Source organism: Providencia rettgeri (assembly GCF_023205015.1).
GTDB lineage: Bacteria > Pseudomonadota > Gammaproteobacteria > Enterobacterales > Enterobacteriaceae > Providencia > Providencia rettgeri_E.
Genome location: NZ_CP096258.1, coordinates 3,863,979 through 3,888,899 on the forward strand (window position 1 = coordinate 3,863,979; position 24,921 = coordinate 3,888,899).

Genomic DNA, 24,921 nt, shown 5'->3' on the forward strand with positions numbered 1-24,921 from the left:
TTACGCTTCAACAATTGCCAGAATGTCACTTTCGGACATGATCAGGACTTCTTCATTGTCGATTTTTTCAGCTTTCACGCCATAACCATCGTTAAAGATTACGATATCGCCAACTTTCACATCCAGTGCTTTGATTTCACCATTTTCGAGGATGCGGCCGTTGCCAACAGCAAGAACTTCACCACGAGTTGATTTGCTTGCAGCAGTACCCGTTAGAACGATCCCGCCTGCAGATTTTGATTCAACTTCTTTACGTTTAACGATAACACGGTCATGCAATGGACGAATTTTCATTAATAGTTCTCCTATAAATAAAGTCCATACTAGGTAAAAGGACGATACCAGCATGTCTTAAATAAACTAGTACCATGTTTGAGCAGATTGGGGCGAAGAAGAGGGACTTCAAGGGGGGAGATAAAAAATTTTTCATTTTTATCTCCCCATAAATAGGGTGGTTTTATGATTTAGGGCGATCGTCTTTATCCGATGAATCTGTTTTATCTGAATTATCGATTGTAAAAGAAGGATCATCTTGCTTACGTTGGAATTCCCCCTCAAAAGTATCGCCACGTTGAAAGCCGCTATTTCCTGTTTGGTTAAAACCTGAACCCGGCTGGTAAAAACGAATATGAGGAATTAAACGCATTACAATAAGCTTTTGAATTGGTGGAAGTAACAATAGTAAGCCAATAAAATCCGTAAAGAACCCAGGCACAATCAACAAGAAACCAGCTAAAACCAGTGCGACGCTCTTGATCATTTCGGCTGCGGGGCTTTCACCTGACGCTAACTTTTGTTGGATTTGCAGTACATTTTTCATGCCTTGATTTTTAACGAGTGACACACCTAAGCACGATGTTAAAACAACTAAAATCAAAGTCATTAAAACACCCACTTCGGATGCAACCCGCACAAAAATGACGGATTCAATGTAAACGAGAATACATATCAGAATGAGTGGTAACCAGCGCACAAGTTCTCCTTTATTTCAATAAGCTATCGATTATTTTACGCCCCTAGGGAAACCTTTGTGAACTGCATCTAAGAGACAACTATCAATATTCGCTTTTTTCTTTAGTATAGCCATAATAATTGGGGCAGATATAACGCTTTTCAACTCACAGATTTTTTTCATTAATGATACTTATCTGTGATGAATATCACACAACGTAAAATCTGTTGCATAAATCAAACTATATAGTGATCTAGGTTCAAGGCAACACATGATTAAAAGCATATCATCTACCCATAAATCAGTAGATCATAATGCTGATAACGTAGTATACGGTGTTAATTGCTTGTAAAGTTTTATTTTACAACATTAATCGCTTGTGAATTTTGTTTTACGAAGTATCAATTTTTTAAAGCGCATAAAACGGACAGTAACTGTAATCTAATTAAGAAGGTTCTCATGTCAAACAATACTCGTATCGAAGAAGACCTGTTAGGTAAAAAAGAAGTTCCAGCCGATGCCTATTATGGTGTTCATACTCTGCGTGCGATTGAAAACTTTTATATCAGCGACCGCACTATTAACGATGTCCCAGAATTTATTCGTGGCATGGTTATGGTTAAAAAAGCGGCGGCTTTAGCCAACAAAGAACTGAAAACTATTCCTCGTAATATCGCAGACACCATCATCAAAGCCTGTGACGTTGTGTTAAATGAAGGCAAATGCATGGATCAGTTCCCTGTTGACGTATTTCAAGGTGGTGCGGGCACATCACTGAATATGAATACCAACGAGGTTCTTGCAAACATCGGTCTTGAACTGATGGGTCATAAAAAAGGTGAATATGAATTCTTAAACCCTAATGACCACCTGAACAAAAGCCAATCCACTAACGATGCTTACCCTACGGGGTTCCGTATCGCAGTGTACAATTCTGTATTGAAGTTAATTGAATCTGTTGAATATCTGAAAAAAGGCTTTGAAGCTAAAGCTGAAGAATACAAAGACATTCTGAAAATGGGCCGTACCCAGTTACAGGATGCCGTTCCAATGACTGTCGGCCAAGAATTCCATGCCTTCGCGACTCTCTTAAAAGAAGAAGAGAAAAACTTAAAACGCAGCATTGAATTACTGCTCGAAGTAAACTTAGGCGCAACTGCTATCGGTACTGGCCTGAATACGGCACCTGGCTACTCAGAGCTTGCAGTTAAAAAATTAGCCGAAGTGACTGGTTTACCATGCATTCCTGCAGAAGACTTAATCGAAGCGACCTCTGACTGTGGTGCTTACATCACTGTTCATGCAGGCTTAAAACGTCTGGCGATGAAACTGTCTAAAATTTGTAACGACTTACGTCTGTTATCTTCCGGTCCTCGTGCAGGTCTGAAAGAAATTAACTTACCTGAGTTACAAGCAGGTTCTTCTATTATGCCAGCAAAAGTTAACCCTGTTATTCCAGAAGTGGTTAACCAAGCTTGTTTTAAAGTTATCGGCAACGATATCTGTGTAACGATGGCTGCTGAAGCAGGCCAATTACAGTTAAACGTAATGGAACCTGCAATTGGCCAAGCGATGTTCGAGTCTATCTCTCTGATGAGCAACGCCTGTCGTAATCTGCAAGAAAAATGCATTAGCGGCATTACAGTAAACAAAGAAATCTGTGAAGCGTTTGTATTTAACTCCATCGGTATCGTTACTTACTTGAACCCATTCATTGGCCACCATAATGGTGACATCGTGGGTAAAATCTGTGCTGAAACCGGTAAGAGCGTGCGCGAAGTTGTTCTTGAACGCGGTTTACTGACTGAAGCTGAACTGGATGATATTTTCTCTGTTGAGAACTTAAAACACCCAGCTTATAAAGCAAAACGCTTTGATGACTAAAATTTTATGTTTATCATAAATAATACTTAAAAATAAAGGCACGCCTCTCAATAGAAAGCGTGCCTTTTTTGATTGATACACACACAAATAATTAACATAACAGTTTCATAATTTTAATTTTCATTTTGTCGAGGAGTAAACACTATGTTAGCCGTAGAATTTATTATTGTTCTGCTGGCCATCTTTTTGGGGGCCCGTTTAGGTGGGATTGGTATCGGCTTTGCCGGTGGCCTTGGTGTACTGGTACTCGCTGCTATTGGCGTAAAACCAGGAACCATTCCATTTGACGTTATCTCAATCATCATGGCTGTTATTGCCGCAATCTCTGCAATGCAAATTGCAGGGGGTCTGGACTATTTAGTTGCTCAAACTGAGAAATTACTGCGTCGTAATCCTAAATACATTACCATTCTTGCACCTATTGTTACCTACTTCCTGACACTTTTCGCAGGGACTGGTAATATCTCTTTAGCAACGCTACCTGTTATTGCAGAAGTTGCAAAAGAGCAAGGCGTAAAACCGTGTCGTCCATTATCCACTGCGGTTGTTGCAGCACAAATAGGTATCACAGCATCACCAATTTCAGCGGCAGTGGTTTATATGGCGTCAGTCATGGAAAACCCAGCAATGGTGGGGGCAGGTAATACCGTCAGCTATATCACACTTCTGAGTGTACTATTGCCTGCGACATTCCTTGCAATTATTTTGATGTCATTCATTATCTCTTGGACATTCAACTCTAAGCTCTCTGATGACCCTATCTACCAAAAACGTTTAGCAGAAGGTTTAGTTGAACTGCGTGGTAGCCAAGCAAAAGAAATTAAAGCAGGTGCTAAATCCTCTGTATTGTTATTCTTACTCGGCGTTATCGGCGTTGTTTGCTATGCCATCATCAATAGCCCAAGCTTAGGGATTGTTGAAACACCATTAATGAACACCACAAATGCAATTTTGATTATCATGCTGACTGTGGCTACACTTATTACAATTCTTTGCCGTGTTAATACTGATGCAATCTTGAACTCAAGTACCTTTAAAGCAGGTATGAGTGCGTGTATTTGTATTTTAGGTGTTGCTTGGTTAGGCGATACTTTCGTACAACACAACATTGACTGGATCAAAGAGACTGCAGGGGATTTAATCCACGAACACTCTTGGATGTTAGCGGTTATTTTCTTCTTCTGCTCAGCTTTACTATACTCGCAAGCCGCTACAGCAAAAGCATTGATGCCAATGGCATTAGCGTTGAATGTTAGCCCATTAACGGCTATCGCATCATTCTCTGCGGTTTCTGGCTTATTTATTCTGCCGACCTACCCAACACTGGTTGCAGCGGTACAAATGGATGACACCGGTACCACACGTATTGGTAAATTTGTCTTTAACCACCCATTCTTTATTCCAGGTACTATTGCCGTCGCATTAGCTGTTTCATTCGGCTTCTTGTTTGGCGGTATGATCATCTAGTTTATATGTGTACCAAGTCATCTTATATCAACCCGTGCAAATCGCACGGGTTTTCTATATTTGCAGAAAATATATTACTTTGGTTTCCATACATAAAGTCACGTAAGTAATTATAAATTGATAATAACCATTTAGGTAAAAATAAAATAGTAATAAGATATATATATTTAACTATAAATAATTAAGACAATGTCAAAAATATTTTATCTAATAATATATGTATATTAATACTTCACATATAAGTGTAACAAATAATGACTATAAGTATGTAACGATAGGCTAACTTAATCATTTTACAATAAACATAAATCAAAATATAGCTTCAATAAAGGCAGTAAAAGAACAAATTAGCGATACAAAAAACCAAAATAAAAAAAACAGATAGACAATTAATCCAAAGCAACATTTCTATTACACAAGTTTAGGGTAGTGAAAATAGAAATCATCTATCAAAAATTTAAAATCAATCCGTCATAAATATTGGTAATAATCAACTCATCCTTGTTTAATAATAGCTGGAAGTCTGATTATATTCATTTAATCATTCAAACTGATACCAATAAACAATAAGATTTTTTGGTAGAAATATACTTTATTTTAACAAGATTTATATATTTGGAGGAGGCATGCTCAATACTCAACGAAATGAAAATACAAATGTAACCGTTTATATTGGAACCTTTTTAAAACACCGCAGAAAAGTGGTTGGCTTGACTGGCGCACAATTAGCCTCTCGGTTAAAAATCAGCCAACAACAAGTTTCTCGTTATGAAAGAGGTAAAAACGCCATTACGATCCAAGGTCTTTTGGATATTTTGCAAGCTCTCGAATTACGAAAACATGACATCGATGACTTTATGGAGAAAGTCTTTCAGTTTTATTATATCGATGCTGCGTTGGAAGCTAAATTGATCAATTAGGGCCTGATATAAACCCACAAGTTCGTTCCAGGGGGGTTCTTCCCCCTCCTGTTCCTTTTAAACTACCTACTTTTAAATACCCACTCAATTTCCTATTTGATTTAATCCCCCCTCGAAAACAATGTCTCGTGATAACACCGCAAATCGCTATAATTCGCAATTGAACATTGTTATGATGGAGAAAAATCAGACATATTGTGATGGAGTTAACAATGCCTATCCAACGCGAAACTATTTTGAGCCATGCGTTAAATCAATTGGAAATCCAAGGCTTATCCGCATCTACAGAAAATTTACTTAGTGAAATTGAATCTGATTTCTCGGCTATTCGACAGTTCTGGCCAGACGATGAAGCACTTGTTTATGATTGCTTGCGTTTTCATAGCCAGCAAATTGAAGTATGGCAGCGCCAAACCTTGCTAGATGAATCTCTAAGCCCACATCAAAAGTTAATGGCTCGCTACCAACAATTATCTGAAAAAGTCAGCCAAGGGCGTTTTCCTGGCTGTTTATTCATTTCTGCCTGTAATTATTACCCAGATGCAGAGCATCCTATCCACCAATTAAGTCGCTTGCAAAAAGATAATTCATTTCACTTCACTAAAAACCTATTAGATGAGCTAGATATTGAAGACTCTACATTGGTTGCTAACCAAATGGAATTAGTGCTTGAGGGTTGTTTAAACCGCTTATTAGTACAGAGGGATATTCGAGATGTGGAGATCGCACAGCACCTTTCTGAGGATATTCTCACAATCGCGCTGTGCCGTAAAAAAGGGGCGTTAAGTTAAAAAAGCAATTAACGCATACTAAACACACACCTTTTGCTGAAAAAGAAAACACTCAGTAAAAAAAAGTGGTTTTTTATAAAAAATGCATTGACGCAAACAGCTGAATACGGTTTAATGCGCCCCGTTGCCCGGATAGCTCAGTCGGTAGAGCAGGGGATTGAAAATCCCCGTGTCCTTGGTTCGATTCCGAGTCCGGGCACCACTTATTTAAAGAACCCGCCCAAAAGGCGGGTTTTTGCTTTTTATCGCTGAACAAAACCCTGTTTCATAAATATCCAGTACTACCACCAATATTAAACTGCCAGTTGCTCCCCTATCCTATTGGTTTAGCGTAATCGCCATGAGTATTTGCCAATAAAACCAATTTAGAACAGAATAGTCATTAGCATTGCCTATACTTATAGACTGATAATTCCTCATCATAATTAAGACATTCACCATGAACAGTGCGCCATCTTTTCAAGATATCATTTATAGCATTATGGGAAATATCCCTAGTGGCAGGGTCGTCACATATGGCGTACTCGCTAAAATGGCGGGTTACCCTGCTCATGTTCGTCAGGTATGCCGCGCAATTAGAAATATTCCACCTGGCAGTACCCTGCCCTGTCACCGTGTTATTAATAGTCAGGGAAAATTGTCCGTCACGGGAGAATGCTATCTACGCCATAAACAAGCCCTTATACATGAAGGTATTGTTTTTAATGCAAATGATAAGATAAAGTTAAAAGACTATTTATGGGAAGGGGGAGATTAATCCTTTCAAATATATTCATAGAATAAAAATATAAAATTATTTTTTATCTTTTAAATACCGAATTTTTTCATTATAAATATAATAAATATTATATAATCACTAAATTAATTAGTGATTAATATGTATCATTTATAGTTTACACTACTGATGATGTATCTGAGTGAGATTAACTAATAAAATATTAACTTGTATTGTTTTAGTTATGAACTATATTTAATTCTAAATCCATCTATGTCTCATGTTGATTATTTATTTTTGATAAAATATCAAGGAGAGTCTCTATGCCTATAGATCCATCATGGTTTAAATATATACCTGAATTTGTACTCGCAGCACCTCGATTCTTGCGTAGGTTAATTCAAAATGAATATTCTGACTGGTTCGATAATGCTTTGTGGGGAATCGATAGGCCTAATTTGCCAAGAGAGTTGAGTACATTCTCTGATGATATTGCCGCCTCAGCCAGAAGAGCCCATCATTACCTTACTGATATTGCAGTAAGCCAACAGCCATTACAGTATGTGGCTTGGCGAAGAGATCGAGCCATTATTAATATATACAGCCGTAACTCTTTACCATTTCATGCAACAACACGTCACCATCTATTACATGATCACTATGAGGATTTGGACCAAGCCCTTGTGAACCAATATTTTGGTTCTGAAGCACTAGCGCTTCAATCTGTTAATGACTTACAAGATCAACTTTCACAACTACCACTACTGACTCCTGATATTTATAATGTTGCTTGGTGGACACAAGGTTACTCTGGAACAATGGTTTTTCGCGGGGCACTAACCCTTGTAAATGATAATAATAGATTTGGAGCCATTTATAATTTCGGCAACTTAGCTGGACAGTATATTATCAATGAAGGCGATGTTGTTATTAACACCGATTTTATGTCAACAAGTGCGCATCCCAGTGTTGCAGCCGAGTTTGTCATCCGCCAAGCTTTACCTTACCCAGGAGATGGAGAATTCGTCCCTCAGATTATCGTTGATGCAATTTACCGCCGAGTTTTTTTCCGAATAAATATGAGGACGGGCAGGAACATTTGTGTTTGGACCAATATACAACAAGCGGAAATTTTATTTCCACTGAGAACATTGTTTAATGTAGTTAGTATTGAGGTAGGGACTTACGGTTTACTCGTAGAGTTAAGAGAATTAACAACAACTGAAATTAATAATTTAACCAAGACACCTAAAAATATTATGACAGGACATGATGTTGAATATCCCTAAATCACGTCAATAATATCAATCTTTGAAATTAAGGAAATCATATGCCTGTTATCCCTGGTTTTTTTAAAAACTTCAATGAACTCATCGATTGCTCATCCGATTTAACTCGAATCACAATGAACGATGAATACAAAAAAGTCATCATCAAAAATAGGCTCGCCGGCTTTCCAAATGCCCCAGCCCCTGACTCAATAGAATCTTTTTACGACCATATTGAAGAACACGCAACACGCGTTCATAATTATTTAGCGAATCAAGGTAGATATGCCGTTAATAACTGGGAAGAGCTTAAAGCTGACTGGTTTGCCTATGGTACACTAGTAAAAAATACCGATTTATTCTATAGAATGATAGCTCGACTTCCTCCCCTTCCTTACTACCATGGCCTTGATGATGAACTCGTCAAAATACTAACAGGTACACCATTATCACCACTTCTTGCCGCAGTTTATAATTTAGCTATAGACGACCTCCCTCTTTTAAAACCAATTGACTATGATGTCAAATGGTGGAGCAGAGGCTATGAAGGCTCGATGGCCTTCATTGGTGCAAATACAAGAATTAACCCTGACGGTGGAAAGTTTGAAGGATTCTATGCATTTCCTGATGCAGTGGGAAATAATATGATAAAAAAAGGGGATATTATTTCTAATCGAGGCCCCATATTAGCTCATGCATCGCCATATAAACCGATGGAATTTTGTTTAAGGCAATCTATGTCTCATCCTGATAGTGATCTACCTGATTATGAAGATTACTGGGAGTTTGGTTTTGCCAGACGTATTATTTTTGAAATCGACTTTATTACGGCAAGAAATGTAGCTCCTTGGTCCGCTCCAGATAGAGAGGAGTTAATATTTCTCGCGGATCGAAGATTTAAAGTTGTTGAAATTGATGAGGCGACATTTAATTATAAAACCTTAGCCTTAGTCGTCAGGTTACAAGAAATCCCTGAAAGTTCAGTACCTAAAAAAACCCCTTACAGGGACTTAATATCAGGTGAAACATATTATTCACCCATCCCAATCAATGAGCTAGAACTAAAGAAAATAATTGATTTATCAAATGAAAAACAGAATCCATTAATTAATAAAATCATAAGCTATGTAAAAAATAGATAATATAGTGACGCCTCAGATTGGCTCCGCCACGCTATCGAGCATAAGAATAATTTGAGGCGTTTTTTAAATTATTAAAGATTAATAGGCGTATTCTCTTCTATATACGTTTTTAAAATATCTGCATCTATAGAGCCTGTATTCATGAATCGATCCGTAATAATTGGATAACCATCTCCCCCATTTGCATTATAACTTGGCAAGCTAAAGCGATAGGTTTTGTTTAGTTCAATAGGATTACCTGCAATCTTAATGTTTTTTAATTTCCCATCAGAAAGGTCAAAAGTAATATTAGCGAATTGTGGATATGCTCCTGCACCAGGAGTCATATTGGCAATCGTTGTTAAATAAGGTATTAATTCTTTTCCTGTCATTTCAGCAAAACCGACTGAGTTACCAAAAGGCTGAACGGTTAATATATCACGGTATGTAATATCCCCTTGCTCTATTGGTGCACGAATACTTCCGCTGCTTATCAAGCCAAAATTAGCATCTGTTTTCCACATTTGTGCAAGTATAATTAGTTTGCCGAGATTTGTTTGTTGATGGCGAACAACGCGACGGTCACCTTGTAGTAAATTCTCAGTTTTTCCAATAATCACACCCAGTTTTTCTTCCCCTTGTTGCTGATATGGAGTCAATTCTGTAATCACACTCGGGTCCGCTTTAATTTCTTCCGTGTAATAAACATATTGCTTATTGCCGTCCGAGTCTTTTACGGTATATTTTAGATTAACAGGAAGCATCTGATAGCTTAACAGTGTGATTTTATTCTCAGTAATTTGAAAGTTTGCACGGCCAACAAACTTACCCCACTCACCTGCTTGCATAATCCAGACTCCATTTTGATAATCTGGGCGGCAATCTTCACCCACTTTATATTCAAGATCAATGGAGTTTTCCTTTACCATACAAAGTGTTGAATGTGAATGTGCACTGATAATGCCATCGATATCTCCTGGGCTTAGTGCGCGAGCTAGCTCAACATCGCCATAAGCACTCGTCCCTGATTTACCATCCTCATAGTACCCAAGATGGGATAATACCACGACCATATCTGCAATATTGTCTTTTCTTATCTGGGTTGATAGCGTTTTAACTTCAGTAATCGGGTCAGTAAAGCGCACATTCTGTAAGATTTTTTTACTACCCAGTTTTGGGGTATCTGGTGTCGTTACACCGATAAAAGCAATTTTTACATTCCCTTTTTTTAATACTACGTAAGGGGAAAATAAACGTTGATCCGTGGTTTTATCATAAATATTGGCGGATAAAAAAGGAAAATTTGCCCATTGTTCTTGTTGCTTTAATAACTCAACAGGATGGTCAAACTCATGGTTGCCAATTGCCATCGCATCATAACCAACGAGGTTCATACCGATAAAGTCAGGTTTAGCATTGAGTAAGTCAGATTCTGGAGTACCTGTATTAATATCCCCACCTGACAACAAAAAAGTCTCCCCGCCTTGTTTAGAAACTTCTTCACGGATACTATCCACCAGTGTTTTTTGCGCTGCAAGACCATATTCACCGTGCTTACTTTGCCAAAAGTGCCCATGATGGTCATTGGTGTGCAATAGTGTAACATATGAACTTTTCTGAGGTGCTGAGCAACTAATCAACAACAGAGTCAGCAGTGCAAAACCAAGGCGAGCTGCATATTGTTTTGTAGAACGAATAAGTTTATTCATTATCAAACATCCTTATAGAATTACTTCAATATGTCGTTGCTATCAATAAAAACATAAAACTTATTGCTTTGGTAAGATTGGAAATTGTTATCAGTAACAAAAACCAGGGTTTTATGTCCATCAATAACTGGGCCAAAAGTAATACCTTCAATATTATCTGGGGTCTTGGTATAATCAGAAAAGTCGATGAGTAGTTTCTTCGTTATTGGCTGAAATTGGCTTTTTTCTTTAATATCGCTCAGTGTTTCCATACCTTTAATATTTGTGCTTTTAGAAATATCTCCTAAATAGACTCGAATATTAAAATCCCAATCATCATAACCTTTGCTGGCATTACGACCCGCTCTCTCAATAAATAACAATTGATGTTCATTAACGGCTAAAATATCAGAAACGCCATTATCATTAACTGCAAACTCAGACACGTCAGGAATAGGATCAATATTATAAATATACTCGCCCACTAAAGTTAATTCATTGGTTTGTGAGTTTGCATCATATTTCAATAGCCTAGCAGGGCTAGAATTTAATGGCGTTGAAATAGGCCCATCTTGTTTTAATGCCGTTTCAACAGAAATAAATACATTTTTTTTATCTGGCGTGAGAGATACTCCCTCAAAACTAGTTCCTGAACGAACACCAACTTTCGAGGTTTTATCAGCAATACCTAACACATTATAGTATGGGGGGATAACATCATTATAATCAGCAATAAATGAGCCATCAAAGTCTGTGATACGTAATGCGCTTCCTAATTCAGATGTCCAAAACAAGCCCTTTCCATTTGGCGTTGGTGCAATTCCTTCCGCATCAACTTGCCCATTTGACCAAATTTTACCGTCTTTATCGAGAAGGTTTTTCATGCCCATAATATTGACGCTATGAATCCCTTGCTTATCAATATTCATTGTTAAGGTATAAAAGCGAGAAACACCTTCTTGTTTAGTATTTCGTGCATCAGAGATACCATAATAAATGGATTTTTCAGCATCAAAATACAATCCTGAAACACCTCCAAATAATACATCTTGATATGATGTACTCGTCGGAAGTGAATATTCCCCTATAAAGTCAAGTTTTTCGAGTGCGGTTGAAAATTGACTATAAAATAAAGTCGATGCAGTAAATAGGCTAGCAACTAGTTTCCATGATTTATTTTTTTTCTTCATAATTACCCCTGATTAATATTATTTGTAATCGTTAATAAATTCTTCAACTTTACTTTTGGTTAATATGGAGTTTCGAGCCCCCAAATAACCAATAGAAATAGCGGCTGATGCACAAGCAAAAGCCAATGCTTCTTTCAATGTTATTTCTGCAAGTAAGGCGTGGATAAAAGACGCATTAAAGGTATCTCCAGCCCCAGTGGTATCAATCACGTCAACACAAAAGCCATCATGTTTCTCATCGCTATCTTTTGTAACAGCGATAGCGCCTTGCGCACCACAAGTGACAACAATCACATCAAGTTGATATTGCACAACCAAATGTCGTAATGCATTAACAGTGAGTTCAAGCCCTGTACAGGTAAGAAATCCTTCTAAATTGAAAATAACGATATTGCTAGCGGTTAAAATCGTTTCAAGCTTATCTTGGGTGTCCGCGATATGAGGCTCAATATCCACTGCAATTTTAGTGTCATGTATTTGGCAGATTTCAGACATGTATTTGAATTTTTCAATATTCCCCGGCATGGTATACAGCACCTTACTTTCTTTAATTGCCTGAGTGTAATTCGCCTGATTGATTTTAGTTTCTTCACCGGGGGAAAATACCAATGCCTTTTCTCCACTATGATCAAGGAAGATAATGGCCAAATTCGGAGAAAGACGAGGAATAATTTCAACAAAACACGTATCGACACGGAAGCGTTTAAAGTCATTTAAAATCATTTGCCCATAATTGTCATCCCCCACCGATGAAAGGGATAAAGTCTTAGAGCCCAATTGCCCAAGAACACAAGCGCTATTAGCGACTGTCCCTCCGACGCATTCATTAATTTTTTCACCGACGACTTTACTGTCATATCTTGGCAAACTAGGCACTCTAAACATGAGATCAATATTGGCATCGCCCACCGCAACAACATCATATTTTTTCATTATTATTCCCTTTCTTTAGTTATTGCTAAAAGCTCTAACGCCACCTTGAGCGACCCAATGCTCAGCGAGCTTTAGAGATAAAACTTGTAAAAAATTGAGGCTATAAAAGCTAAATTCCGTTGAAGTACTGCAAGGAAAAGTTATTACCATAAAACCATTCATGTCATTTTCTTTTAGTGGATAAGCAGATAGCAATATGACGCTAGCCCCTTGTGCAACTAATGTTTTTGCAGTATTCAAGAAAATAGACTCATGTTTTTTATCACTAAGTAACAGAATAAAACGACGTAAATGGTTGTCATGTAGAAGGCGTAAACTATGGTGATATTCTTCTATAAGGAATGAATGGGCTAATAATTGTGGCCCGCAAGCGAGTAAATTGCACCCCATTTCGGCAATAAAAGAGGTTATTCCTGTTGATAGGAATACATGAGCAGCTTCGAATGGGTAGTTTCTGTCTATCTGATATTCAATAGTTTTTTTCTGAATAATCGGGGCGGCCAGATTCTCAACGATTAATCGGAGCTCAGCTAAAGCATCATTAATATCTGATGACTTCAGATAAATAGATAATTGAATTAATAGCAATAAACTTGCAGTTGTGCTTTGAGTGGGAATCCCTTGCTTTTCTGCACCGGTATACAACACAAAATTAGCTTGTTCACGTATCCTGTCATTTTTATGATTTGTCACTACAACAACAAATGCACTTGAGTCTGAGGCAATGGCTAAAGCATCGATAACCGGTGAGGGACGACCACTGGCTGTAATAATAAAAACGACACTATCCTTCAGGAGCAGGCGTGCCCCATTGACAAACTCATAAGACTGAATAGCTTTGCAATCTATACCTAATTGCTTTTCATAATATATAGCTATGAATTGAGCAATCGCATAGGAGTCACCAGAACCAACAAACAACATCTGTGTGATTGTTTGTTGTTTGATACCAATTGCTAACTCACGAACAAGATGAGGTTCTTCCAATAAGTACGCCAGAACCCTAGGCGTACTTGTTATCTCTTGCCATGTTTTATCTAATGGCATGATGGCTTTCATTGCGCTTCACCCTGCAAAGCTTGCCATGCGAGCTCTGATAACCCTTGTGCAATTTTAGGGATATCAAAATCATGGCTGTTTACTTTGCTAAAGAACTGGTACTGGTCTTGTGGAAGACTATCAAACCCTTGTAGTGCCCCTGCCATGGCCCCTACCATCGTGGCAATACTGTCGGTGTCATTTCCTACGTTTGTTGCAGCAACAATGCCATCCCAAACCTGACCTTTAGTGAATGCAAATAACCCAATAGCCGTTGGAATAGATTCATGTGCCGCTACGGAATTTCCAACATATCCTTCAAGCTGTCTTAAGCAAATCTCTAAGTCTGTATTTTCACGGGCGATTCTAAGGGCTAATTGAATACGCATTTCAATACTTGGCCCAGCAACAACACGCCCTATTTTTTTAGCTAAAACTTCACCATACCGTGCACCGTATAAACACGCTTCAACCACAGACTCTACTGTTGCACTCACCATCATTGCCTGGCTCACACCAGCCGCAATAGCACAGGCACTCGCTATCGCGATGTTGGTGTCATGAGACGGAATGCAAGTCAATGCTGCGAGTTCACAGGCTTTGTCTAGCTGCCCTGGATAAATAAGCCCTGCAGGCGCAATGCGCATACCAGCTCCATTTGTCGTACCAATATTTGGCGCTTGGCGTTCAGAAGTCCCTATGCGGCCTATTGTGTTAGTTGCTTGCCCTGATTTTAACGCATTAACAATCAGTTCAGTGGTCGGCCCCTTATAGTTTGCATAAGGTTGCATATCCGCCCAGCGTAATAAACAATTCACCCAATCTTGGTTAGTAAATCTATTATAACCCGCAGAGATGAGACCTTCTGATAAAACATACATTTGACTTGAGTCATCGGTAATTAAACCTGCGACCCCGTTTAATGACCCGGCGAATGTATCTTTAGGCGGTGTAATAAAATGGTCTAGAAAGCCTCGATGAGCAGCGATAATTTCATCAATACTGTATAACTCCGTGGGTGCACCAAGCGCATCTCCCATGCCTGCTGCAGCGAGTGAGCCGTATATTTTGTTATAAATAACTTTCTGAGTAAGTTGCATTTTTTATCCTTAATTATTTATTGCGACCAAAACTATCGCGATTGATTTTCATGTTGTAGGTATAGCGGCTCGCGGGATAAACCATTTCAACGTATTCCATTGGTTTTAGTGCTTCAGATAATGTAATTCGAGTACAAGCGAGTACGACCCCTTCATGATCCAACTCTAAAAAACTTCGCTCTGAAGAAGAGGCTAAACGAGCACTAATTGACTCATAGGCTTCCAATGGAAATAAATTATATTTTTCTTTCAATACCTTATATAAAGAACCATACTCAAGAAGCGTTTCTTTTTCGATAGGCATATTATGCGGTAACGGTATATATGAGGTATGGATCCCCATTGGGGTTGTTTCTGAAAAACGAATACGTTTAATACGAAAAATAGTGCGTTCATGTAGCGATAATTGCAAATTTTGCCTAATTATATTGCTAAGAGGAACGAACCCAATTTCCAAAATTTCTTGTGATGGAGTCCCACCTCGAGACGAAATATCATCGGTAAAACTGTGCAATGAGCGCCTAGATAACCGGCTTTTCTCTGGTAAAACAAATGTACCTCGACCATGTTGACTAAACAGATAACCATCTTGCTTCAGTAACTCAATGGTTTTTCTAATCGTGGTACGGCTAGTTTGATAAACTTCAGCAAGCTCCCGCTCTGTTGGAATGACATCCTCCTCCTGCCATTCTTGCTGATCAATTTTATTTTTAATATCCAGATAAATTTCCTGATATTTCAAAATATAGTTTTTTGACATTATTTATATCTCTAAGATTGGTAACTACCAATATTGTTAACTAAAAAAGAAAAAGAACAATTATTATTGCTATTTTTTGCGATCAAAATCAAAATTTAATATTTTTATCAATAAAAACAAATGATTATTTTTATTTTCATTTATTAGTGACATCGTTCACAATTTAAACAATGGTTTGTTGTGGTATATACCAATATTATTAATCTCTAAATCAAACAGAGAGAAAAAATATAAATAATGTTAATTGAGAATAAGGAATGAAATATGTTTAATCAAAAAAATAAAGCCGAATGTTCACGAAGAAAACCCTATTACTTATCATTAAGCACCCTAGTTTTTACGACTATTTTCATCTCATCCTCGTATGCAGGTGGTGGTTACCTTGATTACCGTAATGAATATTTAACTAAGCAACGCGTTTCCAATGATCGCGTTAAAATGGGGTACTTTTTTGATAGTGGACTAGATGTACACCTTGAATTAATGTGGAAACAAAAAAACAATGATAAAAGAGGGGAACTTCCCGCTAACCGTGATAGTTGGGGTCATTTTGAAAATAATGGTCATGGTATTATCTTAAATTATCCACTTCGATTTGAACCTTTAAAGAATTGGACATTTACCCCCACTTTTTCCGTCTATAGTTCAAGTTATTGGACAACCTATGAGCCCGGTCTTGAAGTCGCTTATAAAATTAATGCCGACCATCGCATTCGTTCAAGATTCCGTGTGGATTTAGATCATCCAAGTTCCAGTAATTCTGCGGATAAACAAAAAACTTATAGAACCGATTTTTGGTATGACTGGCGCCCTAAAGATTTACCAATTGGGATCACCTACAACTTTGTTTGGTATGACACTGAAAATGTACGTTGGGATAATAAAAAACGCGACTATGCCCAAGATATTAAAGTCCAATATACCATCGAGAATTGGACACCTTATATTGCAATCGGTGATGTAAAAGGATATAGCAAATACAGTGATAACCGCCAGTTAAGATTAAGAACAGGAATATCATATAGTTTTTGATTATCAAAAATACAAGGACGTAATTATTCCAAAGCAAATAAAAGCGCAGCTTGGTAGTAAGGAATTAAAAGCTAACTATCATGCCGCTCTATAAAGGTTAAATAAGATGAAACTATCTATTTATGAAAAAGTTGGCTTTGGTGCAGGTGACATGGCAATTGCCATTGTCATGATCTCCATGCAACTATTATTAGCGTATTTTTATACTGATATTTATGGCTTGTCTGCGGCCGACACTGGTGTTTTATTTATTATTGTTCGCTTTGTTGATGCTTTAGTTGACCCAATGATTGGCATATTTACTGATCGAATAAATACGCGTTGGGGACGGTATCGCCCTTACCTACTCTTTTTGGCTGTCCCATTCGGCTTTGCTATTTACTTAATGTTTGTCACCCCTGATATCGCCTATACAGGTAAACTAATTTGGGCGTATGCAAGCTATATCTTACTTACCATTATCTATACATTTATTGCCATTCCTTATGTTTCTCTCATTAGTGTTATTAGTGACGAACCATTAGATAGACTGAGTGCAAATGGCTATCGTTTTGTCATGACCAAAATAGCTGCCTTTATTGTCACTATCATCGTGCCCTTAATGGCGGTGTATTTTGGCCAAGGACAATTAGCTAAAGGCTACCAGAGCTCAATGGCCATTATGGGGATATTAGGTACGGTACTTATTTTATTCTGTTTTTTTTCCACCAAAGAAAGGGTCTCTGTAAATATAGAAAAAACACCAATAAAACAGCAGGTAAAATTATTATTTAAAAACGACCAGTGGATTATTTTAGGTATTGTTCTGACATTAATTATGTGTGGTGGGACGATCCGCGCATCTGTATCAGCCTATTATGCTAAATACTATTTATCCGGTGGCGATAGCTTAATTCCTGCATTCTTAACCACAGGAGTGATTGCTTCGGTGTTAGCTATGATTGTGAGTACATGGATGACTAAATTTTATGATAAAATAAAGTTGTTTCGTTATTCCCAAATCGCGACCTTTCTATTTAGCACATTAATGTACTTTATGGTGGGACAGGGCGATATTGCTCTCGCCTTTATATTCTATTTTGCCGTTTCATTCTTATGTGATTTACAACTACCTATTTTTTGGTCATCGATTGCTGAGTCTGTCGATTATGGTGAAGTAAAAACAGGAACTCGAGTTTCTGGGCTGGCTTTTGGTGGCATCTTATTTTTCCAAAAATTTGGAATGGGGGTCGCAGGTGGTGCCTTAGGTTTTGCCCTAGCTTATATAGGCTACCAACCCGATGTTGAACAAACAGTGTCATCCCTTATCGGCATATCACTCATGATGACATTAATACCGGCAATATTTCATTTGTTAGTCGGGTTATTAATGTTCAAATTTATTATTAATAACCAATATTACCAAAAAATAAAAAACGAGTTACTCAAAATAGCCTAGTTATTTATCACATAAAATGAGAAAGAAATGAACATAGATCAACAGAGTTATTTACCTAAAGTCATTTTACATGAGCATTTGGAAGGATCGGTTACCCCTAAAATTGCCAAGCAATTAGCCATGAATAATGCCATTAATTTACCATCATCGTTATTTTATCCAGTAGGGGAGTATGATGATATACAATTTCCTGATGGGCGCTATTTTTATGATGAAAGCCAGTTTAATGAATTTATTACCATCTATGATCGTGTTGCTTCACTCATTCAAACCGCAGATGACTACTATCTGATCACCGAAGATTATCTCACTCGAAATGCGCAGCAAGGGCTAATTTATTGCGAATTATTGATCTCCCCCTATCATATGAGCGCCAGTGAAGTTAACGGGAAAGTATCCTGGGACAGCACGCGCTATATGGATAGGCTATTAGCCATTACACGAGCCATTGAGGATGTGAATCAGTTGTATCCTTTAATTGTCAGGTTACATGCCGTGGGAGTCAGGCATTTAGGTCCTGATATTGTCTATCAAACGCTCCAGTTTGTTCAGCAAAATCCCCATGATGTAATAACTGGTTTTAATATTGCAGGTAATGAGTTGAGCTACCAATTTGCTGATTTTTCCATGAGCCACCAATTAGCAAAACAACTGGGGCTGGGCCGGTCATACCATGCAGGTGAAATTGGTTCAGACCAGCAAATACAAAATGCAGTTAAAGCTGGTGCTGTACGTATTGGCCATGGTATTCGCGCCATTGATAATGAGGCTTTAATAAAGCAATTAATTGAGAACAAGATCCTCTTAGAAATCTCGATGACAAGTAACCGTATATTAGTCCCTGAGTTAAATGGCGATATTCATCAACACCCTATTCGCAAACTGTATGATAAGGGAGTGCGTATTGCGATTAATACTGATGATGCAGGGATTTTTGGTACAGATATCAACAAAGAATACCAAATCGCCCAACAGACTTTTCAATTTACACGCATCGAATTATTAGACATCACTCTTTGTTCCCTTGAAGCCGCTTTTTTAGAGGATGAGTATAAAGAACTCGCACTGCAACAGGTTTACAAAACTTTTACCGAGGACGATATTAAACAACTACAGAAGTATGTTGACAGACCATCAATTAGTTCCGCATTAGTCTCTCGGTTAAATAACCATTTACACTATTTAAAAAATCATTTATTACCGTGACATTATGATTATTGGTGTTTGGTAAAATAAACTGCTTCACTCACGGCAGTTTATTTTTATAATCTTTATTTAATCTAGATTCTCTGCTCATAACAACAAAATCACACTTTATACCCTCACTGGTTGCCCCTAACCTAATGAACTAAAATAGGGCAACCAATGATTTTCTAATTACACATAAAAAGGCTAACTTCCCGGTGTGAAATAAATTGGGGAACCAGGACCTACAGGAATACCCAATACAAATACCCACACAATAAAGAACAACGACCAGCCAATGAAGAAAATGATGGAATATGGCAACATCATTGAAACCAATGTCCCTATTCCTGCATCTTTTTTATATTTAACCACTATCGCCATAATCAACCCAAAATAGCTCATCATTGGCGTGATAATATTGGTTACCGAATCCCCAATACGATAAGCGGCTTGGATAGTTTCAGGCGCATAACCTGCCAACATCAACATGGGGACGAAAATAGGCGCGGTGACAGCCCACTGAGCCGATGCAGAGCCAATCATTAAGTTGATAAAAGCACAAATAAGAATAAAGCCAATAAACAGCACCCCACCGTGAAGGTCGATACTATTTAAGAAGTTGGCACCTTTAACCGCAATAACTTGCCCGATATTTGTCCAACCAAAGAAAGCAACAAATTGTGCGGCAAAGAAAATGATAACCAGATATAAGCCAAGAGTGCTCATTGCCCCTGCCATTGCGTCAACAATGTCTTTATCAGAACGCATGGTTTTAGCGATATAGCCGTACACAATACCCGGGACAGCAAAGAACACAAAAATGAATACCACTATGCCTTTTAGGAAAGGCGAGTTGCTGACTAACCCAGTATCTTGGTTACGTAATATTCCGTTTTCGGGTACCACCATTAACGCCAAAATCGCGGCTAATCCCCAAAACGTCACTGATGCCCAAAATAACGCTTTTTTCTCTAGCGGAGTGACATTTGCTGAGGCATAGAGGCTATTTTCATCTTCGTCAACTGCACCGCCAGTGTATGGACCAAGCTGTGGCTCAACTATTTTTTCTGTGATCAAGTAACCTAAAATAGTAATCAAAAACGTACTCGCAAACATAAAGTACCAGTTCGCTTCCGCTCCCACAATATAAGTCGGGTCAATGATTTGCGCAGCCTGCTGGGTGATACCTGACAGTAACGGGTCAACCGTACCTAATAATAAGTTTGCTGAATAACCGCCTGAAACCCCTGCAAATGCAGCGGCAAGGCCAGCTAAAGGATGACGTCCTAATGAGTGGAAAATGATAGCGGCTAACGGAATAAGTACCACATAGCCCAGTTCTGCCGCGGTGTTTGACATAATACCTGCAAACACGATCGCCATCGTCGTTAATTTACGTGGGGCTTTGGTTACAACCAAACGCATGGCCGCAGAAAGCAAACCGGCTCGTTCTGCAATTCCAACCCCTAATAACGCAACTAATACCGTCCCTAATGGCGCGAAGCCGGTGAAGTTAGTAACGACATTAGCAATAATTTTTCGGATCCCTTCAGCATCCAATAAACTGACAATGTGAATAATACCGTCTTCTGCACGCCCTTTCGCCCCTTCTGGGCGAGGATCTGGCACGCTGACACCAAAATACTGACCAATTGCTGAAGAAACTAATAAAATTGCAATTAAAATAATAAATAAGATGACGGGATGTGGTAGTGCATTACCTAGCCACTCAACCGTTCGCAAAAAACGGCTTCCCTCTTGTTTCTTTTGTTCCATATTTTCTCCTTATAAACAAGCAAAACGGACATTACACAATGTTTTTCCTTTTTGCTATTTACAAATAGATAATTTCAATCCAACAAAAATCATACAAATTAGACATAAAATTCAACATAATTAGAAATTATTTACCCCAACTAGTTATTAATATCACTTATTTATATAAAGGCGAAAATTAAGACCAAAATAAACAAGATAAATTAATTTCCATAAGTGTGGTCAATATAACAATTTTCATATTATTCTTCGCTTTTTTACCTCATTTATCACTAATTAAACATCATTTTTCAGCCGTTTTATTTTATAAAAATAACCAACCCTTCATTTATAAACCCTCGGTAAAACCTTACTGATAACTCGGAATAATAACCATAATAAAGAATAATCTGCCAACTTCCTTTATATTGATATGGAGGGCTATAATAGTAAAAAATCAACTTTTGGAGCCACTATCATGTCAGTTATCGACCTTTGGGCTGAGCGCCATATTCAAGCCGCACTGAATAAAGGGGAATTATCGAGTTTAGATGGGGAAGGCAAGCCACTGCAGCTCGAAGACGATAGCTTAATTCCACCTGAACTTAGGGCTGGATATCGGATATTAAAAAACTCAGGCTATTTGCCTGTAGAATTACAACAAAGAAAAGATGCATTAACGTTAAGTCAAATGCTACAAAGCTTATCTATAGACGACCCAAATTACACATCCATAAGCAAACAGTTAGCGTTACTCGAATTAAAGCTCAAACAAGCCAATGTCAATACCGATTTTTTACATGGCAACTATGCAGTTTCAATTTCTGAACAAATAACAAGAAAATCAGATACAAAATAATGCTAAGTAAGCCGATCTCTCAGTAAATGAAGATATTACCCTTTTATTAAGAAAACTCTGTAATAGTCAAATTAAGAATATCCCTCCTGCATTTATAGAAGCATCCAAGTATTATCAATCCCGATTTTATAAGTATAAATAGATAAGGGATGAAGATGGAACAGAAACAATATTCTAATAAATGGCAAAAACGGTTCGATTTCTTTGATAAGCATGGTGCTCCTGATACGCCTGAATTCAAAGCAGCGTTAAAAGCGGCCTCTTTCGGTGAGCGTATTCTCATTAATATGAACATTTTTGCCTTCTTCTTCGGCATTATTTATTTCTTGATTTTAGGGCTATGGAAGAAAGGGTTAGTGATGTTTGGCATCACTCTTGGGGTTGCTATCGTTTTGAATATTATTGATTTTATGATTGGTGGAACGATTCCTAACGCCGTCTTTACTGGGGTATCTGTCGGTATGTCAGCGCTGTGGGCCATGGTTGCCAACTATGCTTACTATATTAAAGAAACCAAAGGATTGGATAACTGGAACCCATTTGAAGGGATCCGCATGCTGTAGATAGCAAATATTGTAAAGATTGGTGGCTAGCAAAGCTGCTAATTTTTACAAGGTACTAAGTTAACGCCCTGAATTCGATATTCATTTGGTGTTCTGCCATAAAATCGACGAAAAGCTTGGCTAAATGCCGAATGAGACTCATAACCGACAGATAATGCAATTTGTTCTATTGAAGTATTTGTTAGTAATAAGCTTCCTGCGATTTCCATGCGTTTTTGTAATAGAAATTGCATCGCTGTTAATTGTGTTTCTGCTTTTATTCGCCGCTGCAATGTACTCACCGACATACAAAAAGCAATCGCCATATCTTCACAACTAATAGGATGATGCAAACGCAACTCCACCCATTGAGAAACTTCATCAATCCACTTATTTTCAGGTTTTAATTGAGCCAATAATAGACGAGCAACGGTAAAATTATGTTCGGGAGCTTGTGGAAAACTTTGTAACCAACTCAAAAGACCGACTGCGGCTGGAGTCAGAGTGAATTGTGTCATCTTTTCATTTAATGCCCACTGCGCTGTATTTGGCATTTCTAATACATAATTTTGATTTCCTAGCTGGCCACTAAATGCATGATTGACACTCGGAGGGATCACGACGCCCTTCCCTGCATTTAACAAGAAATGTTGCCGATACATATTGATTTCCATCTGCCCAGATAACGACAACACGACTTGCCACTGCCCATCATGTTGATGAGAAATGACTTCGTCTGAATATTGGCGAAAATGTAGTTCAGGTAATCGCAAAGGGTCACACTCCTACTGATACAGAGAATAGCAGTATAACCTTTTTACTAATAAATAGCAGTGATGGCACCGACGACACTAGGCGGCAAGCAAGCGAGACCCTAAATATGGCCCCACTGAACCAAGTAAGTATAACCAAAAAGCCATATCAAATTAATGTATTAACACGAAGTATAACGAGTATTATGCTAATAAAGCACCGTTTGGCAAAGGCAGGTTAAATTCAGCAAGAACGATCGCCCCCGTTTCGTCAGGCGCCCCCGTGATCAATACTTCTGATTTAATGCCTGCTATACGCTTTACTTCAAAATTACACACGCACAGCACTCGCTTACCAATCAAATCTTCAGGCGTATAATTGACGGTGATCTGTGCACTTGAACGCTTAATACCCAATTCGCCGAGATCAACCTCCATAATATAAGCGGGTTTTTTAGCTTTAATATTCACTTCTGCACTAATAATCGTACCGACGCGCATTTCAACCCGAGTAAAATCGTCCCATTCAATTATGTTCATTCATTTTTCCTAATTAGATTATTTATAGAACGTAAATTAACATAGGATAGATCCTTTCTTTTATCGCCAAACCATCACTTTGTATCGTAAAACAGTCATACTATCGCATGATAAAAACGGATGATAAAAAAATAGCCCTCACGAAAATACATGGAGGGCCAAACAATGAACGAAAGAAAGAATGCAACAATGAATCAATTACATCGTTGAGAATGTATTCATAATAATCCCACCACTAATGATGAGCCCCATCGCGAATACCGCTGGAAAATCGGGTTTTTGTTTATATAAAACCATAGAAACGAGTGTCACACCGACAATACCAAACCCACACCATAATGAATAAGCCACACCAACTGGGATATAGCCCATTGCACGAGTTAAAGCGAAATAACACAAACAATACGCAATAATGACTAATACAGATGGCCCCAATTTACTAAAGCTATTGGTCTTTTTAATCATTGAGGTGCCCGTTATTTCAGAGCCAATAGAAAGTGCTAACCATAGAAATCCAGTAAACATAATATTCCCCTTAGCTTTAAATTAATGCGCTGTCTTATTTTTTGCAGATAATAATGAAGACTCAGTGTCATCTTGAGATGCTTCGGTTTCTTCTGGATCATCTGAGCCCATTTTGGAAAATAGATTCATGATCACAATACCACTTGCGATCACCGCCATGCCAATCATGGCTGCAGTATCGGGATGTTGTCCATAAAATAGCATGCCAAGGGTTGAAACCATTAGGATCCCCGTACCTGACCATGTTGCATACGCTAAGCCAACAGGAATATATTTTACTGCGCGGGAAAGTGAGTAATAGCAAATAACATACAGTACAACAATTAATGCTAATAATAATGATTTGGTCATACCTTCACTGTTATCAAACATTTTTAAGGTCGATGTTGCTGAGGTTTCAGAAATAATAACCGCCAGCATCCAAAGCCATGCTTTTGCTTTAGGGGACATAGATAATACTCCT

Annotated in this window: 25 protein-coding genes and 1 tRNA gene; 13 read left to right on the forward strand and 13 right to left on the reverse strand. The window is 38.1% G+C overall.

What is annotated here, in order from left to right; all coding sequences use genetic code 11:
- Entirely contained in the window at nt 1-294 is a 294-nt protein-coding gene (locus M0M83_RS17650) for a co-chaperone GroES (RefSeq protein WP_004908085.1), read from the reverse strand.
- A 163-nt stretch (nt 295-457) separates the two neighbouring features.
- The gene (locus M0M83_RS17655; RefSeq protein ID WP_125890509.1) at nt 458-973 is read right to left on the reverse strand and encodes an FxsA family protein; all 516 of its coding nucleotides are present in this window, start codon (nt 971-973) and stop codon (nt 458-460) included.
- A 438-nt stretch (nt 974-1,411) separates the two neighbouring features.
- Between M0M83_RS17655 and aspA the strand changes: the two genes are divergently transcribed.
- The 8 genes from aspA to M0M83_RS17695 all read left to right on the forward strand — a co-directional run bounded on the left by aspA (nt 1,412) and on the right by M0M83_RS17695 (nt 9,139).
- Nucleotides 1,412-2,836 (forward strand): aspartate ammonia-lyase, encoded by a 1,425-nt coding sequence (aspA, locus tag M0M83_RS17660; protein WP_213914258.1) that lies wholly within the window; start codon nt 1,412-1,414, stop codon nt 2,834-2,836.
- Between the two features lie 144 nt (nt 2,837-2,980).
- A complete protein-coding gene (locus M0M83_RS17665) occupies nt 2,981-4,303 on the forward strand; it encodes an anaerobic C4-dicarboxylate transporter (protein WP_125890511.1) in 1,323 nt (440 codons plus the stop codon).
- A 626-nt stretch (nt 4,304-4,929) separates the two neighbouring features.
- Nucleotides 4,930-5,223, forward strand: coding sequence for a helix-turn-helix domain-containing protein (locus M0M83_RS17670; protein WP_102138014.1), 294 nt, complete (start codon nt 4,930-4,932; stop codon nt 5,221-5,223).
- Between the two features lie 218 nt (nt 5,224-5,441).
- Nucleotides 5,442-6,014 carry a division control transcriptional repressor DicD gene (gene dicD / locus M0M83_RS17675; RefSeq protein ID WP_413776252.1) on the forward strand — a complete coding sequence of 191 codons (573 nt, stop codon included), beginning with the start codon at nt 5,442-5,444 and terminating at the stop codon, nt 6,012-6,014.
- Nucleotides 6,015-6,140: 126 nt separating this feature from the next.
- Nucleotides 6,141-6,216, forward strand: a tRNA-Phe gene (locus tag M0M83_RS17680).
- A gap of 237 nt (nt 6,217-6,453) precedes the next feature.
- The gene (locus M0M83_RS17685; protein WP_125890514.1) at nt 6,454-6,771 is read left to right on the forward strand and encodes an MGMT family protein; all 318 of its coding nucleotides are present in this window, start codon (nt 6,454-6,456) and stop codon (nt 6,769-6,771) included.
- A 281-nt stretch (nt 6,772-7,052) separates the two neighbouring features.
- Nucleotides 7,053-8,018, forward strand: a complete 966-nt coding sequence (locus M0M83_RS17690) for a hypothetical protein (protein WP_248467098.1) — start codon at nt 7,053-7,055, stop codon at nt 8,016-8,018.
- A 41-nt stretch (nt 8,019-8,059) separates the two neighbouring features.
- The gene (locus tag M0M83_RS17695) at nt 8,060-9,139 is read left to right on the forward strand and encodes a hypothetical protein (protein WP_248467099.1); all 1,080 of its coding nucleotides are present in this window, start codon (nt 8,060-8,062) and stop codon (nt 9,137-9,139) included.
- A gap of 71 nt (nt 9,140-9,210) precedes the next feature.
- On the opposite strand, the gene ushA is transcribed toward M0M83_RS17695, so the two are convergent.
- From ushA to M0M83_RS17725, 6 genes are read right to left on the reverse strand one after another with little or no spacing between them, the layout of a single operon-like run.
- Nucleotides 9,211-10,815, reverse strand: a complete 1,605-nt coding sequence (gene ushA, locus M0M83_RS17700; protein WP_413776242.1) for a bifunctional UDP-sugar hydrolase/5'-nucleotidase UshA — start codon at nt 10,813-10,815, stop codon at nt 9,211-9,213.
- A gap of 32 nt (nt 10,816-10,847) precedes the next feature.
- Nucleotides 10,848-11,996 carry an esterase-like activity of phytase family protein gene (locus tag M0M83_RS17705; RefSeq protein ID WP_125890516.1) on the reverse strand — a complete coding sequence of 383 codons (1,149 nt, stop codon included), beginning with the start codon at nt 11,994-11,996 and terminating at the stop codon, nt 10,848-10,850.
- An 18-nt stretch (nt 11,997-12,014) separates the two neighbouring features.
- Complete coding sequence (locus M0M83_RS17710; RefSeq protein WP_213913605.1) at nt 12,015-12,929, reverse strand: carbohydrate kinase family protein; 915 nt, start codon at nt 12,927-12,929, stop codon at nt 12,015-12,017.
- A gap of 15 nt (nt 12,930-12,944) precedes the next feature.
- The gene (locus tag M0M83_RS17715) at nt 12,945-13,988 is read right to left on the reverse strand and encodes an SIS domain-containing protein (RefSeq protein WP_213913607.1); all 1,044 of its coding nucleotides are present in this window, start codon (nt 13,986-13,988) and stop codon (nt 12,945-12,947) included.
- Nucleotides 13,985-15,067 carry an ADP-ribosylglycohydrolase family protein gene (locus M0M83_RS17720; protein ID WP_125890519.1) on the reverse strand — a complete coding sequence of 361 codons (1,083 nt, stop codon included), beginning with the start codon at nt 15,065-15,067 and terminating at the stop codon, nt 13,985-13,987. The genes M0M83_RS17715 and M0M83_RS17720 overlap by 4 nt, the downstream gene beginning before the upstream one ends.
- 13 nt (nt 15,068-15,080) lie before the next feature.
- Entirely contained in the window at nt 15,081-15,827 is a 747-nt protein-coding gene (locus M0M83_RS17725) for a GntR family transcriptional regulator (RefSeq protein WP_125890520.1), read from the reverse strand.
- 264 nt (nt 15,828-16,091) lie between these two features.
- On the opposite strand from M0M83_RS17725, the gene M0M83_RS17730 reads away from it, so the two are divergent.
- The 3 genes from M0M83_RS17730 (at nt 16,092) to add (ending at nt 19,503) form a co-directional block, all read left to right on the forward strand.
- Entirely contained in the window at nt 16,092-16,859 is a 768-nt protein-coding gene (locus tag M0M83_RS17730; RefSeq protein ID WP_213913609.1) for an oligogalacturonate-specific porin KdgM family protein, read from the forward strand.
- Between the two features lie 106 nt (nt 16,860-16,965).
- Nucleotides 16,966-18,297 carry an MFS transporter gene (locus tag M0M83_RS17735; protein WP_213913611.1) on the forward strand — a complete coding sequence of 444 codons (1,332 nt, stop codon included), beginning with the start codon at nt 16,966-16,968 and terminating at the stop codon, nt 18,295-18,297.
- A 27-nt stretch (nt 18,298-18,324) separates the two neighbouring features.
- A complete protein-coding gene (add, locus tag M0M83_RS17740) occupies nt 18,325-19,503 on the forward strand; it encodes an adenosine deaminase (protein WP_248467100.1) in 1,179 nt (392 codons plus the stop codon).
- 186 nt (nt 19,504-19,689) lie between these two features.
- On the opposite strand, the gene M0M83_RS17745 is transcribed toward add, so the two are convergent.
- A complete protein-coding gene (locus tag M0M83_RS17745; RefSeq protein WP_102138017.1) occupies nt 19,690-21,261 on the reverse strand; it encodes an AbgT family transporter in 1,572 nt (523 codons plus the stop codon).
- Nucleotides 21,262-21,718: 457 nt separating this feature from the next.
- On the opposite strand from M0M83_RS17745, the gene M0M83_RS17750 reads away from it, so the two are divergent.
- Together M0M83_RS17750 and M0M83_RS17755 are read left to right on the forward strand one after the other, a co-directional pair.
- Nucleotides 21,719-22,099, forward strand: coding sequence for a DUF1992 domain-containing protein (locus tag M0M83_RS17750; protein WP_125890524.1), 381 nt, complete (start codon nt 21,719-21,721; stop codon nt 22,097-22,099).
- Nucleotides 22,100-22,254: 155 nt separating this feature from the next.
- Complete coding sequence (locus M0M83_RS17755) at nt 22,255-22,662, forward strand: DUF2628 domain-containing protein (RefSeq protein ID WP_248467101.1); 408 nt, start codon at nt 22,255-22,257, stop codon at nt 22,660-22,662.
- A gap of 38 nt (nt 22,663-22,700) precedes the next feature.
- Here the strand turns inward: M0M83_RS17755 and M0M83_RS17760 are convergent, their stop codons facing one another.
- The 4 genes from M0M83_RS17760 to M0M83_RS17775 all read right to left on the reverse strand — a co-directional run bounded on the left by M0M83_RS17760 (nt 22,701) and on the right by M0M83_RS17775 (nt 24,908).
- Nucleotides 22,701-23,414, reverse strand: coding sequence for a helix-turn-helix domain-containing protein (locus M0M83_RS17760; RefSeq protein WP_125890526.1), 714 nt, complete (start codon nt 23,412-23,414; stop codon nt 22,701-22,703).
- A gap of 183 nt (nt 23,415-23,597) precedes the next feature.
- Nucleotides 23,598-23,933, reverse strand: coding sequence for a tRNA-binding protein (locus tag M0M83_RS17765; protein WP_125890527.1), 336 nt, complete (start codon nt 23,931-23,933; stop codon nt 23,598-23,600).
- 198 nt (nt 23,934-24,131) lie between these two features.
- Complete coding sequence (locus M0M83_RS17770) at nt 24,132-24,458, reverse strand: DMT family transporter (RefSeq protein WP_042845455.1); 327 nt, start codon at nt 24,456-24,458, stop codon at nt 24,132-24,134.
- A gap of 21 nt (nt 24,459-24,479) precedes the next feature.
- Nucleotides 24,480-24,908 (reverse strand): DMT family transporter, encoded by a 429-nt coding sequence (locus M0M83_RS17775; RefSeq protein WP_213913615.1) that lies wholly within the window; start codon nt 24,906-24,908, stop codon nt 24,480-24,482.
- Nucleotides 24,909-24,921 lie beyond the last annotated feature (13 nt).

Coding starts and splice junctions, on each gene's coding strand:
- aspA (WP_213914258.1), top strand. CDS start 1,412: ATGTCAAACAATACTCGTATCGAAGAAGACCTGTTAGGTAAAAAAGAA.
- M0M83_RS17650 (WP_004908085.1), bottom strand. CDS start 294: ATGAAAATTCGTCCATTGCATGACCGTGTTATCGTTAAACGTAAAGAA.
- M0M83_RS17735 (WP_213913611.1), top strand. CDS start 16,966: ATGAAACTATCTATTTATGAAAAAGTTGGCTTTGGTGCAGGTGACATG.
- M0M83_RS17710 (WP_213913605.1), bottom strand. CDS start 12,929: ATGAAAAAATATGATGTTGTTGCGGTGGGCGATGCCAATATTGATCTC.
- M0M83_RS17775 (WP_213913615.1), bottom strand. CDS start 24,908: ATGTCCCCTAAAGCAAAAGCATGGCTTTGGATGCTGGCGGTTATTATT.
- M0M83_RS17720 (WP_125890519.1), bottom strand. CDS start 15,067: ATGCAACTTACTCAGAAAGTTATTTATAACAAAATATACGGCTCACTC.
- M0M83_RS17755 (WP_248467101.1), top strand. CDS start 22,255: ATGGAACAGAAACAATATTCTAATAAATGGCAAAAACGGTTCGATTTC.
- M0M83_RS17725 (WP_125890520.1), bottom strand. CDS start 15,827: ATGTCAAAAAACTATATTTTGAAATATCAGGAAATTTATCTGGATATT.
- M0M83_RS17765 (WP_125890527.1), bottom strand. CDS start 23,933: ATGAACATAATTGAATGGGACGATTTTACTCGGGTTGAAATGCGCGTC.
- M0M83_RS17665 (WP_125890511.1), top strand. CDS start 2,981: ATGTTAGCCGTAGAATTTATTATTGTTCTGCTGGCCATCTTTTTGGGG.
- M0M83_RS17730 (WP_213913609.1), top strand. CDS start 16,092: ATGTTTAATCAAAAAAATAAAGCCGAATGTTCACGAAGAAAACCCTAT.
- M0M83_RS17745 (WP_102138017.1), bottom strand. CDS start 21,261: ATGGAACAAAAGAAACAAGAGGGAAGCCGTTTTTTGCGAACGGTTGAG.
- M0M83_RS17715 (WP_213913607.1), bottom strand. CDS start 13,988: ATGAAAGCCATCATGCCATTAGATAAAACATGGCAAGAGATAACAAGT.
- M0M83_RS17685 (WP_125890514.1), top strand. CDS start 6,454: ATGAACAGTGCGCCATCTTTTCAAGATATCATTTATAGCATTATGGGA.
- M0M83_RS17750 (WP_125890524.1), top strand. CDS start 21,719: ATGTCAGTTATCGACCTTTGGGCTGAGCGCCATATTCAAGCCGCACTG.
- M0M83_RS17695 (WP_248467099.1), top strand. CDS start 8,060: ATGCCTGTTATCCCTGGTTTTTTTAAAAACTTCAATGAACTCATCGAT.
- M0M83_RS17690 (WP_248467098.1), top strand. CDS start 7,053: ATGCCTATAGATCCATCATGGTTTAAATATATACCTGAATTTGTACTC.
- add (WP_248467100.1), top strand. CDS start 18,325: ATGAACATAGATCAACAGAGTTATTTACCTAAAGTCATTTTACATGAG.
- M0M83_RS17705 (WP_125890516.1), bottom strand. CDS start 11,996: ATGAAGAAAAAAAATAAATCATGGAAACTAGTTGCTAGCCTATTTACT.
- M0M83_RS17770 (WP_042845455.1), bottom strand. CDS start 24,458: ATGTTTACTGGATTTCTATGGTTAGCACTTTCTATTGGCTCTGAAATA.
- M0M83_RS17670 (WP_102138014.1), top strand. CDS start 4,930: ATGCTCAATACTCAACGAAATGAAAATACAAATGTAACCGTTTATATT.